At 59.0% G+C, this 14,520-nt stretch carries 12 protein-coding genes; 5 read left to right on the top strand and 7 right to left on the bottom strand.

All coding sequences use genetic code 11. The features are described from left to right. Window positions 1-12 precede the first annotated feature (12 nt). The 3 genes from FW800_RS17425 to FW800_RS17415 all read right to left on the bottom strand — a co-directional run bounded on the left by FW800_RS17425 (window position 13) and on the right by FW800_RS17415 (window position 4,272). On the bottom strand, window positions 13-2,262 hold the full coding sequence (locus FW800_RS17425) for a glycoside hydrolase family 3 N-terminal domain-containing protein (protein ID WP_446438109.1): 2,250 nt from the start codon (window positions 2,260-2,262) through the stop codon (window positions 13-15). Between the two features lie 93 nt (window positions 2,263-2,355). Further along, complete coding sequence (locus tag FW800_RS17420; RefSeq protein WP_446438108.1) at window positions 2,356-2,640, bottom strand: putative quinol monooxygenase; 285 nt, start codon at window positions 2,638-2,640, stop codon at window positions 2,356-2,358. A gap of 12 nt (window positions 2,641-2,652) precedes the next feature. Beyond that, on the bottom strand, window positions 2,653-4,272 hold the full coding sequence (locus FW800_RS17415) for an FMN-binding glutamate synthase family protein (RefSeq protein WP_005785200.1): 1,620 nt from the start codon (window positions 4,270-4,272) through the stop codon (window positions 2,653-2,655). Window positions 4,273-4,510: 238 nt separating this feature from the next. On the opposite strand from FW800_RS17415, the gene FW800_RS17410 reads away from it, so the two are divergent. Both FW800_RS17410 and FW800_RS17405 read left to right on the top strand, forming a co-directional pair. Continuing rightward, on the top strand, window positions 4,511-5,389 hold the full coding sequence (locus FW800_RS17410; RefSeq protein WP_446438107.1) for a hypothetical protein: 879 nt from the start codon (window positions 4,511-4,513) through the stop codon (window positions 5,387-5,389). Window positions 5,390-5,567: 178 nt separating this feature from the next. Beyond that, window positions 5,568-5,840: a type B 50S ribosomal protein L31 gene (locus tag FW800_RS17405; RefSeq protein WP_032877562.1), complete on the top strand. Its 273-nt coding sequence runs from the start codon at window positions 5,568-5,570 to the stop codon at window positions 5,838-5,840. A gap of 20 nt (window positions 5,841-5,860) precedes the next feature. On the opposite strand, the gene FW800_RS17400 is transcribed toward FW800_RS17405, so the two are convergent. The 4 genes from FW800_RS17400 to FW800_RS17385 are packed head-to-tail and all read right to left on the bottom strand — an operon-like array spanning window position 5,861 to window position 11,919. After that, entirely contained in the window at window positions 5,861-7,240 is a 1,380-nt protein-coding gene (locus tag FW800_RS17400) for an ATP-binding protein (protein ID WP_248161185.1), read from the bottom strand. Next, window positions 7,237-9,054: a DAHL domain-containing protein gene (locus FW800_RS17395; RefSeq protein WP_446438106.1), complete on the bottom strand. Its 1,818-nt coding sequence runs from the start codon at window positions 9,052-9,054 to the stop codon at window positions 7,237-7,239. Before FW800_RS17395 ends, FW800_RS17400 begins: the two co-directional genes overlap by 4 nt. Beyond that, window positions 9,051-10,019, bottom strand: coding sequence for a cytochrome-c peroxidase (locus FW800_RS17390; RefSeq protein ID WP_446438105.1), 969 nt, complete (start codon window positions 10,017-10,019; stop codon window positions 9,051-9,053). Before FW800_RS17390 ends, FW800_RS17395 begins: the two co-directional genes overlap by 4 nt. 25 nt (window positions 10,020-10,044) lie before the next feature. After that, complete coding sequence (locus tag FW800_RS17385; protein WP_103733402.1) at window positions 10,045-11,919, bottom strand: putative bifunctional diguanylate cyclase/phosphodiesterase; 1,875 nt, start codon at window positions 11,917-11,919, stop codon at window positions 10,045-10,047. Between the two features lie 217 nt (window positions 11,920-12,136). Between FW800_RS17385 and FW800_RS17380 the strand changes: the two genes are divergently transcribed. The 3 genes from FW800_RS17380 to FW800_RS17370 are packed head-to-tail and all read left to right on the top strand — an operon-like array spanning window position 12,137 to window position 14,363. Beyond that, window positions 12,137-13,450, top strand: coding sequence for an HD domain-containing phosphohydrolase (locus tag FW800_RS17380; RefSeq protein ID WP_103733403.1), 1,314 nt, complete (start codon window positions 12,137-12,139; stop codon window positions 13,448-13,450). Beyond that, window positions 13,447-13,860, top strand: coding sequence for an NUDIX hydrolase (locus tag FW800_RS17375; protein ID WP_005785212.1), 414 nt, complete (start codon window positions 13,447-13,449; stop codon window positions 13,858-13,860). Before FW800_RS17380 ends, FW800_RS17375 begins: the two co-directional genes overlap by 4 nt. Next, window positions 13,857-14,363: a GNAT family N-acetyltransferase gene (locus FW800_RS17370; RefSeq protein ID WP_032877554.1), complete on the top strand. Its 507-nt coding sequence runs from the start codon at window positions 13,857-13,859 to the stop codon at window positions 14,361-14,363. Before FW800_RS17375 ends, FW800_RS17370 begins: the two co-directional genes overlap by 4 nt. Window positions 14,364-14,520: the final 157 nt, after the last annotated feature.

Raw genomic sequence — 14,520 nt, 5'->3', positions numbered from 1 at the left:
CTGTGGGCATATTCAGTTTGGCACCGCCGGTGGGACTGATTGGCCTCGGATAGGCAACTGACGCGTATCGCTCACCTCAAAATTCGCCTGGTTGGCAGTAGTCGAATCCGGCCCGACGAAGACGGTAAAACCGCCAGCTTCGACCTTCGGTGAAAAATGCTCGTCGAGCAAGGCAAAGTCCTGTTGGCCCAGGGAGAAACTGACGCTGCGACTTTCGCCCGGTGCCAAATGAATTTTGCGAAAACCCCGTAGTCGGCGCACTGGGCGGGTGACGCTGGCAACGTCATCGCGCAGGTATAACTGGACGATTTCATCGCCTGCCCGTTTGCCGGTGTTGGTGACGGTGACCTCAACCCCCAGCGTTTGTGTGGACGCCAGTCGAGTGTGACTAAGGCGAGGGGAGGAGTAGCTGAACGAGGTGTAGCTCAGGCCGAAGCCAAATGGATAGAGCGGTGTCCAGGGCACATCGATATAGGCGGATGCGTAACTGCCATCACCGCTGGGTGGGCGGCCTGTATTTTTATGCGCGTAGTAAATGGGTATCTGCCCCACATGGCGAGGGAAGGTCATTGGCAGCTTGCCGCTGGGGTTGACGTCACCAAACAGCACATCGGCCACGGCATTTCCGGTTTCGCTGCCCAAAAACCAGGTTTCGAGCAATGCATGGGCTTGTTGCACTGAAGCATCGAGCACTAGGGGGCGGCCGTTCATGAGGACGATGACCAAGGGTTTCCCTGTCTCCAGTAATGAGTTTAGTAGCGCATTTTGCCCGCCCGGTAGACCGAGTTCGGCGCGGCTATGGGCTTCGCCGCTCTGTTCTGCGGTTTCTCCGAGTACGGCGATTATCAGGTCGCTGTCACGCGCGATTGTTTCGACCCGCGTGATGTCCTGGAGGTGCGGGCTGACGGGCGAAGCGCCGGGCAGGTAAGTAATCTCGGTGCCAGGGGCTACCGCATTGCGCAGGCCTTGCAAGACCGTGACGGAGTCTTCGGGGTTGGCGGCCCCGGCCCAAGGGCCGATGGTGGCGCTGGCGTCCGAAGCGAGGCTGCCGACCACCAGGACCTTGCCCGGTTGTTTGGAGAGCGGCAGCAGCGCGTCGTTGTTTTTTAGTAAGACGATAGATTTCTGTGCCGATTCTCGAGCCAGGGCACGGTGCTGTGGCGTTAGCTGGCTGGCCTGCTCGCGGGCTTCGTCGCTGTACCGGTAGGGATCATCGAACAGTCCCAGGCGCTGCTTGGCTTTGAGGACGCGACGCACAGCGTCATCCAGGTTTTTACGCGACACCTGGCCGTTGCGCACCAGTGTCGGCAGGTGCAGGCGATAGGATTGACTGGCCATCTCGATATCCACCCCGGCATTGAACGCCAGCCGTGCGGTGTCGGTTGGTGTGCCGGCGATACCTTGTGGCCCCAGTTCCCAGACAGCATTGAAATCACTGACCAGCAAGCCGGCGAACCCCCACTGCTTGCGCAACAGACCGGTCAGCAGGGCGGTATGGCTGTGCATGGGAACGCCGGCCAGCTCGTTGAACGACGGCATGATTGCATCGACGCCGGCCGCGACGGCTGCCTGGAAGGGAGGCAAGTAAACCTCTCTCAGTGTCCGCTCCGACAGATCGGCGACGTTGTAGTCTCGACCGCCTTCGGCAGCCCCGTAGGCGACGAAGTGTTTTGCCGTAGCGAGCATGGATGAGATGTCAGGTGCACCTGCACCCTGGAACCCGTGCACAAGTGCGGCGGCCAATGCAGAGCCAAGGAACGGATCTTCGCCAGCACCTTCCACCACGCGGCCCCAACGCGGGTCACGGCTAATATCGACCATGGGCGCAAAGGTCCAATGCACGCCACTGGCGGTGGCCTCAACGGCCGCCACGCGAGCGGTTCGTTGGGCCAAGTCCGGGTCCCAGGCTGAGGCTAGCGCCAGGGGGACCGGGAACACTGTACGAAAACCGTGCACGACGTCATAAGCGAATAACAAGGGGATATGCAGCCGGGAACCGTTAACCACCTGCTCCTGCAACTGACGGGTAGCTTGCGCGCTGCTGGCCCCCAGTACCGAGCCCACGAGGGCCACTGGCATCTGCGTCTGTTCGCCTTGATCAATGACGGGGCCGGTAGGCGTGCTCTGGATACTGAGTTGGCTGAGCTGGCCGATTTTTTCTTCAAGGCTCATTTTCGCTAGTAGGTCTTCGACCGGATCATTCTGGGCTACGGCCACTAGCGGGAGGGAGACGAGTAGTAATGAGGCTAAACTTAAAGGCATGGTTGCGCCGTCCATGGGCAGGGTGTATGCCTTCAAGTATTTTGCATCCGAGCAGAATCATCTACTGTCAGAGTTGACAGTGCGGGTCTGTTTTCAGACAGGGTCCATCAGCAAGACCCGGCACGGCTTGGCCTGATACGCGTTGATCTGCGGCACCAACCGTTTGAAGTGCTCGGTCTGGCAGTGCGCATCCAGCGCCGCCTGATCAGGCCATTGTTCGATAAAGATAAAATGCCCTGGGTCTTTTTGATCGACAAACAGATCGTAGGCAACGCACAGCGGTTCCTGGCGGGTTTTTTCCACCAGTTCGGCGTACCACGGGCGCACGGTTTCCAGGTGCTCTGGCTTGATAAAGTCTTCAGCGATGACTTTCAACATGGTAAGCGTCCGTCAGGCAGCAGCGGTTTCATGCGGCTCAAAACTGTCTGCTCGCGCCATCTGCCACATGCGCGAATAGAACTCGCCGTTCACGTCTCCCGTGAGCAATTCGCCGGGCTTCAAGAACACATGCAGCTGCGAGAACAGTTTGATCTCTGTTGCCGACATGCGTCGCACCAAGTGCTTGGCCGACAACTGCGACGGATGATCCAGGCCCGCGGCGGCAAGCATTTCGGCCAGGGCGTGCAGCGTGTTGCGGTGGAAGTTGAACACACGCTGGGCCTTGTCCGGCACGACCAAGGCACGTTGGCGCAGTGGGTCTTGCGTGGCCACGCCGGTCGGGCATTTGTTGGTGTGGCATGACTGGGACTGGATGCAGCCAATGGCGAACATGAAGCCACGTGCCGAGTTGGCCCAGTCGGCGCCGATGGCCAGGACGCTGGCGATATCGAACGCACTGACAATCTTGCCGCTTGCGCCGAGTTTGATTTTGTCGCGCAGGTTCAGGCCCACCAGGGTGTTGTGCACAAACAGCAAACCCTCACGCAGCGGCACGCCGATATGGTCGGTGAACTCCACGGGGGCTGCGCCGGTGCCACCTTCCTTGCCATCGACCACTATAAAGTCGGGGAGGATGCCGGTTTCGAGCATGGCCTTGGCGATGCCCATGAATTCCCACGGGTGGCCCAGACAGAACTTGAAACCCACGGGTTTGCCGCCGGACAGTTCACGCAATTGGGCGATGAATTGCATCAGTTCGATGGGCGTGGAAAACGCGCTGTGGCGTGACGGCGAGATGCAGTCTTCGCCCATCATGATGCCGCGGGTGTCGGCGATTTCCTGGGTGACCTTGTGCTTGGGCAGGATCCCGCCATGGCCGGGCTTGGCACCCTGGCTCATCTTGATTTCAATCATGCGCACCTGCGGGTTTTGCGCCTGCGCGGCAAAGCGTTCCGGGTCGAAACGGCCGTCGCTGGTGCGGCAGCCGAAGTAGCCGCTGCCCAGTTCCCAGGTCAGGTCGCCACCGTTTTCACGGTGGTAGGGGCTGATGCTGCCTTCACCGGTGTCGTGGGCAAAGTTGCCGAGCTTGGCGCCTTGGTTGAGGGCGCGAATCGCGTTGGCGCTCAACGAGCCGAAGCTCATGGCCGAGATGTTGAACACCGACGCCGAGTACGGTTGTGTGCACTGCGGGCCGCCGACCATTACGCGAAATGCGCTGGGGTCGCTCAACGGTGCCGGGCGCATGGAGTGGCCGATAAATTCGAAGCCCGACTGGTATACATCGATCAAGGTGCCGAAGGGCTTGTCTGCGGTTTCGTTCTTGGCGCGCGAATACACCAGCGAACGCTGGGCCCGAGAGAAGGGCAGGGCGTCGCTGTCGGATTCGAGCAGGTATTGGCGGATTTCCGGGCGGATGCCTTCTACCAGATAACGGATATTGCCCAGGATCGGGTAGTTGCGGCGCACCGCGTGGGGGCTTTGCAGCAGGTCGAAAATGCCGATCAGGCTGAGGATGCCGGTGACCAGAGTAATGGGCCACAACCATTCGTGTTCGATAAAGGGCAGGCTGGCGAGGGTGAAAATGACGCACACAGCAAAGAAGGCGTAGCGGCTTAACAAGGACAGGCTCATACGGTTTCCTTGGGTTCGGACTCTTCAGGTCGATCACCCATTCTGCACCTCTGGATTAAGCACGGACAAGGATTGATCGCTCAGTCGCGTATTTGTGCGTCTATGCATCAGTCCAGACAAAAAAAGCTATCAGCCTCATAGAGGAACTTATGACCGCCCAATCACCATTCATCGAATGTAAGACTAAGGACGCTGTTACTCAGAAGGAATGTATAACAACAGAGCAAGAGACTTACCTATGTCTATATCGATATCGGCATCGAACAATACTCATCATGCCTCGATTTATATCCCGATCATTCCCAACTGGGATAAGAGCCAATTAACCGGCTCCCAACGAGAGCAAGTCGCCCAAGAACATCAACGAATGGAAGGTATCGAGAAACCTGAGCGGAATGTGAGTCGCAAGCCGGAAATCTCCACTGGCCGTCCACCGGGTGATACCCGCACTGCGGACGAAATCGTCAACGACAATCCGATCCTCAAAAACCTCGGCCATCAAAAAGATATTAATCGTCCATTGGCTTACAAACTTCTGGGTGATTGGACGAGTAACAATAAAGACCCTGAGTCACGAGCGGATGCCGCATTCAACGCTGCGCGGGTGCTTAACTATATCGATACGTCTTTATCGGCTACAGGCGAACACCGAGGCAAAGCCCATGACAATGGCGACCTTGAAGGCATCACCCGTAGCGGCGATGCACGTCACGGCACACCGGCAGGCATGTGGAAGGACTTTACAGAGCAAGGTTATTCAGCCCTGCGGCACCATCATCGCTTGGACAATACCAACGACCGCCATGTCACCCAGGGTGGCACCAACAAAGATAACCTGCAGCATGTTTCCGGTGAGATCGGCAAGAGAACCTGGTTTATCCCGGGGCTGAGCAATATTCTCCTGGGCATCAGCGATTCAAATGCGGGGTTGGCGGAGGCTGTGAAGGGGGCCAAGAAGGGGTTCGATAAAACTCGGGCTGATGGTTTTGACCAGGCACTTTTCAGTGCTGCGAGGGGGAATTTGGTGGGGGTCGTTAAAGGCTATGTCAACGCAGTGAAGCACAACGAAGCCACGCCTGATTTGGTTAAGTCAAAACTCGGGGCGACCGGCAGTTGAGTCGGATTGGTTTGAAACGATGAGCTCAATCATGGATTAGCTCGATTTCCTGGAAAGGGACTTCCAGGAAACGGCTAGAAATTTTCCTGCTGGTATTATTGCAACCGGTTCTCGTTTGCAGGTGTTTTTAGTGTTACTGTATAACACGTCTAATGCACCCAAACGCCCCGGAGGCCTTATGAAAGCTGGTATCCACCCTGACTACCGCACCGTACTGTTCCACGACACCGCCGCCGACGTGTACTTCCTCATCGGCTCCACTGCCGACAGCGACCGCACCCACACACACAGCGACGGCAACACCTATCCCTATATCCCGTTGGATGTTTCAAGTGCTTCGCACCCGGTCTACACCGGCCAACAGCGCAAGACCCAAGCCGAAGGCCGCATTGCCGGCTTCAACAAGCGCTTTGCCTCGTTTGGGTCGACCCCGAAAAAAGCCGACGCGTGAGGATGATTCGGCGGCGTGCCCTACGCCGCCGTCTGGCGAATCGGCAACACCACGCGAAATGTCGTGCCCCTGCCCAGTTCGCTGCTGACGGAGATATCCCCGCCGTGTTTCTTGATGATGCCGTAGGACAGTGACAATCCCAGTCCAGTCCCTTCGCCCACAGGCTTGGTGGTAAAGAACGGGTCGAAAATCTTCTGTAAGCTTTCAGGGGCAATTCCGCAGCCGTTATCGGCCACTTCCAGCCAGATATTCTCGCCTTCCACGCCGTTGCTGATGGTAATGGTGCCACGCTGGGGCCCCATGGCCTGGGCCGCATTGATCACCAGGTTCATCACTACCTGATTGAGCTGCGAGGCCAGGCATTCGATGTCCGGCAGGGGCGTGTAGTGCTTGACCACGTCGGCCTTGTACTTGAGTTCGCTGGCGACGATGTTCAGGGTCGAATCGATGCCTTGCTGCAGGTCAGCCAGTTGCCAGGTCTGGTCGTTATCCACGCGTGAGAAGTTCTTCAGGTCTTTGACGATCTGCACGACACGGCCAATCCCTTCCTTGGATTCGCGGATCAGGATCGGTATGTCTTCCTTGAGGAAATCCAGTTCCAGGTCGGTGCGCAAAACCTTTAGCTGATCCCGCTGTTCTGGCGCCGCGAGGTGTTCCTCACTGCGTTGATAGGCGTCGAGCATCTGTTGCAGCTGCGTGAAGTAGCTGTCGAGCGTGCTGAGGTTGGAGGAAATAAACCCCACCGGGTTGTTGATTTCATGGGCGACGCCGGCGGCGAGCTGCCCAAGGGAGGCGAGCTTTTCCGACTGCACCAGTTGGCTTTCCAGATGCTTGCGCTCGTTGATTTCCAATTGCAGCGCCTGGGTGCGTTCTTCAACCAGTTGTTCCAGCAGAGATGTTTGCAGCGACGCACGCCGGGCCATGTCCCATTTATTGGCCAAGGTATTGGCCATTTGTTGCACTTCAATATTGTCGAACGGTTTTTTCAGGATCAGCAAACGGTCATGGGCCTGCAGGCGCAACAGCAGGTCTTCCCAGGAGTAATCCGAGTACGCGGTGCACACCACCACTTGCAACTCGGGTGCGACCTGCCATAACGCCTCGATCGTCTTCGCGCCGTCCCAGCCTTGGGGCATGCGCATGTCAACGAACGCCAGTGCATAAGGACGCTGCTGCGCCATGGCGCTGGTGAGCAAGCCCAGGCCCTCTTCGCCGCCATAGGCCGAATGCAGTTCGAACGCCTGGGCCTGGGGCTTGGCCGCGTCACCAAACAGTGCCGACTCCATGTCATCCAGCGCCTGGTTGGGCGCAGTATCCGGCATCAGGATCTTGCGAAAATCCTCATGAATGGACGGTGTGTCATCGATCAGCAGGACGCGCCGGTTGGGAGGTTGGTTCATGAGCTGCTTCCGGCAAGGGTCAGGGGAATGGTCAAGGTGAATACCGCGCCGAGGCCCGGCCCGTCGCTGTGAGCACTGAGCTGGCCGTGCATTTGCACCGCGGCCAGGGCGCAGCTGTGCAGGCCGAAGCCATGGCCTTCTTTGCGCGTGGTAAAACCATGGGTGAAGATCCGTGTCATGTTCTCGGGGGGTATGCCTTCGCCATCGTCCTTCACACTGATCTTCAAGGTATCTTCACCCTGGGCCTCGACCTTCAGCGTGATTTGCCGTGGCCTCTCGGAAAGGTTGGACATGGCGTACTTGGCGTTGCTGATCAGGTTGACCATGATCAGCAGCAGGCGATGCTTGTCGCCGAGGATCTGCGGTACCTGTGCGTACTCCTTGACCACAGTGACGTGGTGACGGCTCAGCGCGCCGGCGTTCATGCGCAGGGCATCGTCCATCAAGGCGCCGATATTGATCGGCTCCAGCAATGTGGCGGCGCCGGCATAGGATTGCTGGGTCGAGACGATGTCCTTGATGTGATCGATGCTTTTGCTCAGTTGCGCCAGCTCATCGCTCATGCCCTGTTGCTCCACGGCGATCGCTTCCACCAGTTGGTTGAGGTAGCCGGGCAGCAATTTGCCCTTTGCATCTTCGGTGAAAAAGGTGCCCAGGTCGCCCTGGTGTGCGTTGATCAATTGCATCGCTTTGCCCAGGCCCAGCGCTTTGCTGCCGCGCAGTTTACGGCTGACCAGCTCGGCAGAAATATTCACGCTGTTGAGCACGTTGCCGACGTTGTGCAGCACGTTGGTGGCGATCTCTGCCATGCCTGCCTGGCGGGCGCTGTCCAGCAGTTCGCTCTGGGCATCCTTGAGTTGTTGGGTGCGCCGTTCCACCCGTTGCTCCAGGGTTTCATTGGCCGATTGCAAGGCGCGGTTGACGCGGTTGATCTCGGCGAAACTGCGCAGCAGACGCACCGCCAGGTAGAGCAACAGCACCACCAGCAGCGTCGAGAAGATCAGCAGGTAGCGATGATATTGATGGTCAACGAGGTCCGCGGTCTGCTGGTCCTGATTGAGGTGGGTGGTCAGGTCATCGAGGCGCTCGGCCACCGGCAAGGCGGCAATGCGTTCGAGGAGGCTGTTGACCAGCGGCTGCTCGCGCAGGATCAGCGAAATATGGTTGCTGAGGATCTCCACCGGCGCCTGGAACTCACTGGGCAGGCTCTGTTTGTTGATCGCCAGTTTGCCCAGGCCCACCAGGATATCGGCGGCGCGTTCATCGCTGGTGACCTGGGCAAACTCCAGGCTGCTGAGCAGCAGGTCGTAAGTGTCGGTGGCCACGCCTTGCAGTTGCAGCCGGCCTTGATCGTCAATCTGGTTGAATTGGGCTTGAATGTCGTCTTCGGCGGTCGGCAAAAACGCCAGCGAGTTGCGCAACACGGCGTTGTGGGACTTGAACTGATCCACCAGTCGGGCTTTTTCCTGGATGGCGGCCACATACGCTGCCTGGCTGGCTTGCCAACTCGGCAGGTCGGCAGGGTTGTGGTAGGTGTCGCGGCCTTGTAGTTCAGACCAGATACGGGTCATGTCCGAGAGGGGCGTGACCAGCGGATCGTAGTTGTGGGTAATCGCGATCCGGGCCTTGAGCACTTCACTGTCCCATTGGGCATTGAGTTGCTGAAGCTGGCGGATCAGGTCCCGGGACTGGGTATAAGTGGCTGTTTGGTCGCGGGAAGATTTGAGGTACAAAAACACCAGTGTAGAGGCCAATAACAAGGCTATCAGGCCCAGCAGCATCTGGCTGGCACGACGGCGCGAGAAACGTCTCATAGCGGCTTGCCCGCCCATTCGCCGGTCAAGGTTCTGAGAAACTGGATAATCAGCTCCTTGTCTTCCTGAGAAGGATTGCGCCCCAACTGATACTTGAACATCACGTCAACCGCCTCTTCAAGCGTCTTGGCCGAGGCGTCGTGGAAGTAAGGTGCGGTGACGGCCACATTGCGCAGGCTGGGCACCTTGAACACGTGGCGGTCCTCTTCGTCGCCGGTCAGCAGGTAGCGGCCCAGGTCCGATTCGACCGGGTTGCCTCGTGCCTTGAAGTAATCGTCCATCACGCCGAATTTCTGCAACATATTGCCGCCGATATTCACGCCCTGATGGCAGGCAATACAGCCGTACTCCTTGAAACGCTGGTAGCCGTATTTTTCCTTGATCGTCAGTATCTCGGTGTTGCCCAGCAGGTACTGGTCGAAGCGCGAGTTGGGCGTCAGCAGCGTGCGCTCGTAACTCACCAGCGCATCCTGCACGTTGGCGGCACTGACGCCATCGGCATACACCTGCGCGAAGGCGCGCTGGTAATCAGGGTGGGCGGACAGGTTGTATTCCACGGCTTTCCAGTCGCTGCCCATTTCCACCGGGCTGATGACCGCGTGCTCGATCTGCGCTTGAAGAGTGTCGACCCGACCATCCCAGAATTGCTTGAAGTTCAGGCTGGCATTGAACACGGTGGGCGTATTGAGTGGCACCGGCTTGCCATCCAGGCCAAGGGAGAAAGGTTTGTTGTCGGCGCCGCCGGTTTCCAGGTGATGGCAGCTGGCGCAGGACAAGCTGTTATTGGCCGATAAGCGTGGATCATTGAACAGCCGACGGCCCAGCTCAACCTTGGCCGGATCCTGTAGGGGAACACTCGGCAACGGCTTTAGGGCTTCGTCCAGCGGTGCGGCTGCGAGTGCTGCGCCGGTGCACAGGCAAAACGCGAGCACAAGGCTGAATCGGGTAGTTGAAACGTTGCTCAAGCGAGCACTCCTTGCAGGCCTAGGGCTATGGATGGGGCATCAGTGTCGCGCAACCCGCTTGCAGCAACTGCACGAAATCCTTGGGGGGCAACGCCTTGCTGAAGAGGAAACCCTGGCCCTCTTCACACTTGTGGGCCTTGAGGAAATTGAGTTGCTCGACGGTTTCCACGCCTTCGGCAATGATGTTCAGCTCCAGGCTCTTGCCCATGCCGATGATAGCGCTGATCAGTTGTTCGTCCTGGTTATTTACGCTGAGGCCGCGCACGAAGGACTGGTCGATTTTCAGCACATCGATGGGAAAGCGCCGCAGGTAGCTCAGACTCGAATAGCCGGTGCCGAAATCGTCCAGCGCCAGACGCACGCCCATGGCCTTGATTCTGCGCAGGGTATCTACGGTCTCGTCGACATTCTGCATCAGCACGCTTTCGGTGATTTCCAGCTCCAGCTGGGCGGGCGGCAGGCCGGTTTGCTTGAGGATGGCGGCCAGGTTGTCGACGAAGTCCCGTTGGCGAAAGTCGATCGCCGAGATGTTCACCGACATGCGCAGCGGCGCCAGGCCCAGATCCCGCCAGGCTTGGGCTTGCTCGCAGGCCTGGCGCAACACCCACTGGGTCAGGCGCACGATCAGCCCGCTGTCTTCGGCCACCGGAATGAACTGCGCCGGGCTGATCCAGCCTGACTGCGGTTCAAACCAGCGGGTCAACGCCTCGGCGCCGACGATCCGCCCGGACGCCAGATCCAGCTTGGGCTGGTAATGCAGGACGAACTCATGGCGTTCCAGGGCCTGGCGCATCGCGCTCTCCAGGTTTTGCTGGTGCTGGGCGCGGCGGTTCATGTCTTCGGTGTAAAAGCTGAAGTCGTTGGGGCCACGTTCCTTGCTGGTGCGCATGGCGGTTTCGGCGTGCTTGATCAGTTGCACCGCATTGGTACTGTCATTGGGGTAAATGCTGATACCCAGGCTTGCGGTGACGTTCAGGTCGTGCCCCGCAATATGACGCGTTGCGCTGACGGCGCTGAGCAGTTTTTGCGCAATGTGTTGGGTTTGCTGAGGGTGCTGGATATCGTTGAGCAGGATCACGAACTCATCGGCGCCGTAGCGAAACGTTGAATCCGAAGCGCGTACCGTCGCCACCAGGCTGCGACTGACGTGCTGCAGCACTTCATCGCCCACCGGATAGCCGAGGGCGTTGTTGATGCGTTTGAAGCGGTCCAGCCCGATAAACATCACCGCCAGTTGCGAGTCATGCCGCCGGCCCAGGGCGATGGCCTGGGTCAGCCGGTCGCCGAGTAACGTGCTGTTGGGCAACTCGGTGAGGGCATCGTATTGCAACAGGTGCGAGACCTTGAGCAGTTCCTGCACGCGTTCTTCAATGATGCGTTCCAGGCCGAGCACCTTGTGGGCCACGTCCTGGGCCAGTTGCCATTTCCAGGTCAGTGCGCTGGCCATCTGGCGGATTTCCAAGGGGTCGAAAGGTTTTTTCAGGATCAGCAACTGATCGCTGTATTTCAGTCGCGCTTCGATGGCCTCAAAGGAATAGTCGGAGTAGGCGGTGCACAGGGCGATTTGCAGGTTGGGGTCGACGTTCCATAGCTGTTCGATGGTTTGCAGCCCGTCCCAGCCGGGCGGCATGCGCATGTCGATAAACACCATGGCGTAGGGGGCGTTGTCCGCCAGCGCCTTGTTCACCAGCGCCAGCGCTTCCTGACCCTGGTAGGCGGAATCCAGCTCGAACGCTTGGCGCAACGGTGCAGTGGTACCGAACAGGGTCGACTCCAGGGTGTCGAGGGAGGGCTTGCCGTCTTCATCGGCGCAGAGGATCTTGCGAAAGTCCTGATGGATCGAGGCGGTGTCATCGACGATGAGGATGCGACGGTTGGCCCGTTCACCTTGGGTGTTCATGGCGCGTCTGGCCTAGGCAAAAGATTTGATTGCATAGCGATTCCTTCCCTGGCTGGACTGCGTAGCTCGGTGCCAACTGGCAGTGACAGCATAGTCGAACTCCTTGATATCGACGGCCACTTGGCGTCAAATCAACAGCGCTGTGCGCCGGGAGCCGGTACGGCACGCCCCCGCGTCAATCTAGCTTAACTTCGTTCAATTTGAAGGCAGAGTCACCATGGATGAACAACTCGCTACGAAGTCTGCCGTTTTGCTGGTTGACGATGAAGAATCGATCCTCAATAGCCTGCGCCGCTTGCTGCGCGGCCAGCCTTACGAGGTGTTATTGGCCACCAGCGGCACCCAGGCGCTGGAGATCATGGCCAGTCGGCCCGTGGATTTGGTGATGAGCGATGCGCGTATGCCCGGTATGGACGGGGCCACGCTTCTGGCGCAGGTTCACCGCCTGTATCCCGCCACCGGCCGCATCCTGCTCACCGGTTACGCAGACCATGACACCATCATCAAGGCAATCAATGATGGGCAGATCCACCGCTACATCAGCAAGCCCTGGAATGACGCAGAGCTGATACTGGTGCTGCAGCAGTGCCTCGAACACCAGCGGCTCCAACACCTGACCCGCGAGCAGAACGAGCAGCTCAAAGCGCTCAACGCCACCCTGGAAAAACGCGTGACCGCGCGCACCGCCGAGTTGCAGCAGACCGCCGATATGCTCGACCTGGCCTATGACGAGCTCAAGCGCAGCTACGTGACCGGCACTGAAGTGTTTTCGCTGTTGGCCAACCTGCGCTTGCCCAAGAACAAGCAGACCAACCGCGCGTTGATCGAGCTGATCCGCGTGTGCTGTGCCGCCCAGTCCCTGGACGAAGCCAGCACCCGCGACCTGACCATGGCCGCCGCGCTGTACAACATCGGCAAGCTGAGCTGGAGCGACAGCATGATGGTGTCGCCGGCGGACAAGCTGCACAGCACCGACCGCGCGCAGTATCGCGAGTACCCGACGCAAAGCGAATCACTGTTGATGACCCTGGAGCCGATGAAGGATGCAGCGCGGATCATTCGTCATCATCAGGAACGGTGGGACGGCTCGGGGTTTCCCGACCACCTCAAGGGCGAGGCCATTCCGGCGGGGGCGCGGTTGTTGAAGCTGGCGGTGGATTTCATCGAGCTGCAAAAGGGCTTGATCCTGGAGCGGCACCTGAACAGCGACGAAGCGCTGCTGTATATCCGCAAATACGCCGGGCGTTTGTATGACCCGACGCTGGTGGAAGACTTTGTGCTGGCCTGCGCGACTTTCCTCAGTGACGTGACCCTGGGCGACCCCACGGTCAAAGTCCTCACTACCCGCGAACTTGAAGCCGGGATGGTGCTGGCCCGCAACCTCAATGCCGACAACGGCATGTTGCTGCTCAACGCCGGCAAGGTGTTGAACCTGCCGCTGGTAGACAAGCTGATTGCCTTCGAAGCCATGGAGGGTGCCAAATACAGCATATTCATCAAACAACCGGACGAGACCTCGATTCCTTCATGAGCCATTCAACTATCCGCATCGCCGCCGCCGTCCTGATCGATAAAGACGGCCAAACCCTGCTGGTACGCAAGCGCGGCACCCGGGCCTTCATGCAGCCTGGCGGCAAGATCGACGCTGACGAAACCCCGCTCCAGGCGTTGGCTCGTGAGCTGCACGAAGAGCTGAACCTGCACATCAATCCGCAAGAGGCCGTGTACCTCGGCCAATTCTCGAGCCGGGCCGCAAACGAGCCGGGTTTTATGGTGCAGGCCGATATGTACCAGCTGCATATCGACGTGGCGGTCGAACCGGCGGCTGAAATAGAAGAAATATGCTGGATCGACCCCATGGGCGACGGCGGCCTGGAGTTGGCGCCGCTGACGCGTGAGTTCATCCTGCCGCATTATCGTGCTTCCTTGCTCAGCGCATGATGATTCGCCCGCTGCAGGCTAGCGATGCCCTGGCGTATCGGGCGTTGATGCTTGAGGCTTATGGCGCTTATCCCCAGGCGTTTACCTCCAGTGTTGCCGAGCGCGCCGCGATGCCCCTCAGTTGGTGGGAAAAACGCGTGAGCAGCGCGCTGGATCACCTGCTTGGCGCATTCGAGGGCGACCAATTGGCGGGTATCGTCGGTCTGGCGTTCGAACCGCGGGAGAAGGCGTGGCACAAGGCGACATTATTCGGCATGTATGTGAGCGCGGCTTATCAACAGCGAGGCTTGGGCCGGCAACTGGTAGAGGCCGCGCTGGAGGAGGCCCGTAGGCACCCGCGGCTGGAACTGATCCAACTGACTGTCACTGCCGGGAATGAGGCAGCGTTTGCGCTGTACCAGCGTTGCGGCTTCATTCAGTACGGCTTGGAGCCGTTGGCGGTGCGGGTAGGTGAGGAGTATTTCGACAAGATCCACATGTGGCGTGAGTTAAAAGATCAGTGATATCCAATGTGGGAGGGGCGGTGCGACGGTTCGACTTGCTCCCGATGGCGGCCTCAGGGTTGGTTGGGATGCTGGATCAGACCGAGTACATATCCGTTATTTGGGTAACGGCTGCTATTGGTTCCGCTCTTACAGCGGGTCACTTTGGAAAAGAGCC

The organism is Pseudomonas sp. 910_23 (assembly GCF_052850795.1).
The sequence above is the reverse complement of the archived record's forward strand: the minus strand, read 5'-3'. Positions and strand labels throughout refer to the sequence as shown.

What these genes read in the sequence shown, in the direction of transcription:
- FW800_RS17400 (WP_248161185.1), bottom strand. Translation starts at nt 7,240, where the DNA reads ATGAACCAACCTCCCAACCGGCGCGTCCTGCTGATCGATGACACACCG.
- FW800_RS17415 (WP_005785200.1), bottom strand. Translation starts at nt 4,272, where the DNA reads ATGAGCCTGTCCTTGTTAAGCCGCTACGCCTTCTTTGCTGTGTGCGTC.
- FW800_RS17375 (WP_005785212.1), top strand. Translation starts at nt 13,447, where the DNA reads ATGAGCCATTCAACTATCCGCATCGCCGCCGCCGTCCTGATCGATAAA.
- FW800_RS17405 (WP_032877562.1), top strand. Translation starts at nt 5,568, where the DNA reads ATGAAAGCTGGTATCCACCCTGACTACCGCACCGTACTGTTCCACGAC.
- FW800_RS17425 (WP_446438109.1), bottom strand. Translation starts at nt 2,262, where the DNA reads ATGCCTTTAAGTTTAGCCTCATTACTACTCGTCTCCCTCCCGCTAGTG.
- FW800_RS17385 (WP_103733402.1), bottom strand. Translation starts at nt 11,919, where the DNA reads ATGAACACCCAAGGTGAACGGGCCAACCGTCGCATCCTCATCGTCGAT.
- FW800_RS17420 (WP_446438108.1), bottom strand. Translation starts at nt 2,640, where the DNA reads ATGTTGAAAGTCATCGCTGAAGACTTTATCAAGCCAGAGCACCTGGAA.
- FW800_RS17410 (WP_446438107.1), top strand. Translation starts at nt 4,511, where the DNA reads ATGTCTATATCGATATCGGCATCGAACAATACTCATCATGCCTCGATT.
- FW800_RS17370 (WP_032877554.1), top strand. Translation starts at nt 13,857, where the DNA reads ATGATGATTCGCCCGCTGCAGGCTAGCGATGCCCTGGCGTATCGGGCG.
- FW800_RS17395 (WP_446438106.1), bottom strand. Translation starts at nt 9,054, where the DNA reads ATGAGACGTTTCTCGCGCCGTCGTGCCAGCCAGATGCTGCTGGGCCTG.
- FW800_RS17380 (WP_103733403.1), top strand. Translation starts at nt 12,137, where the DNA reads ATGGATGAACAACTCGCTACGAAGTCTGCCGTTTTGCTGGTTGACGAT.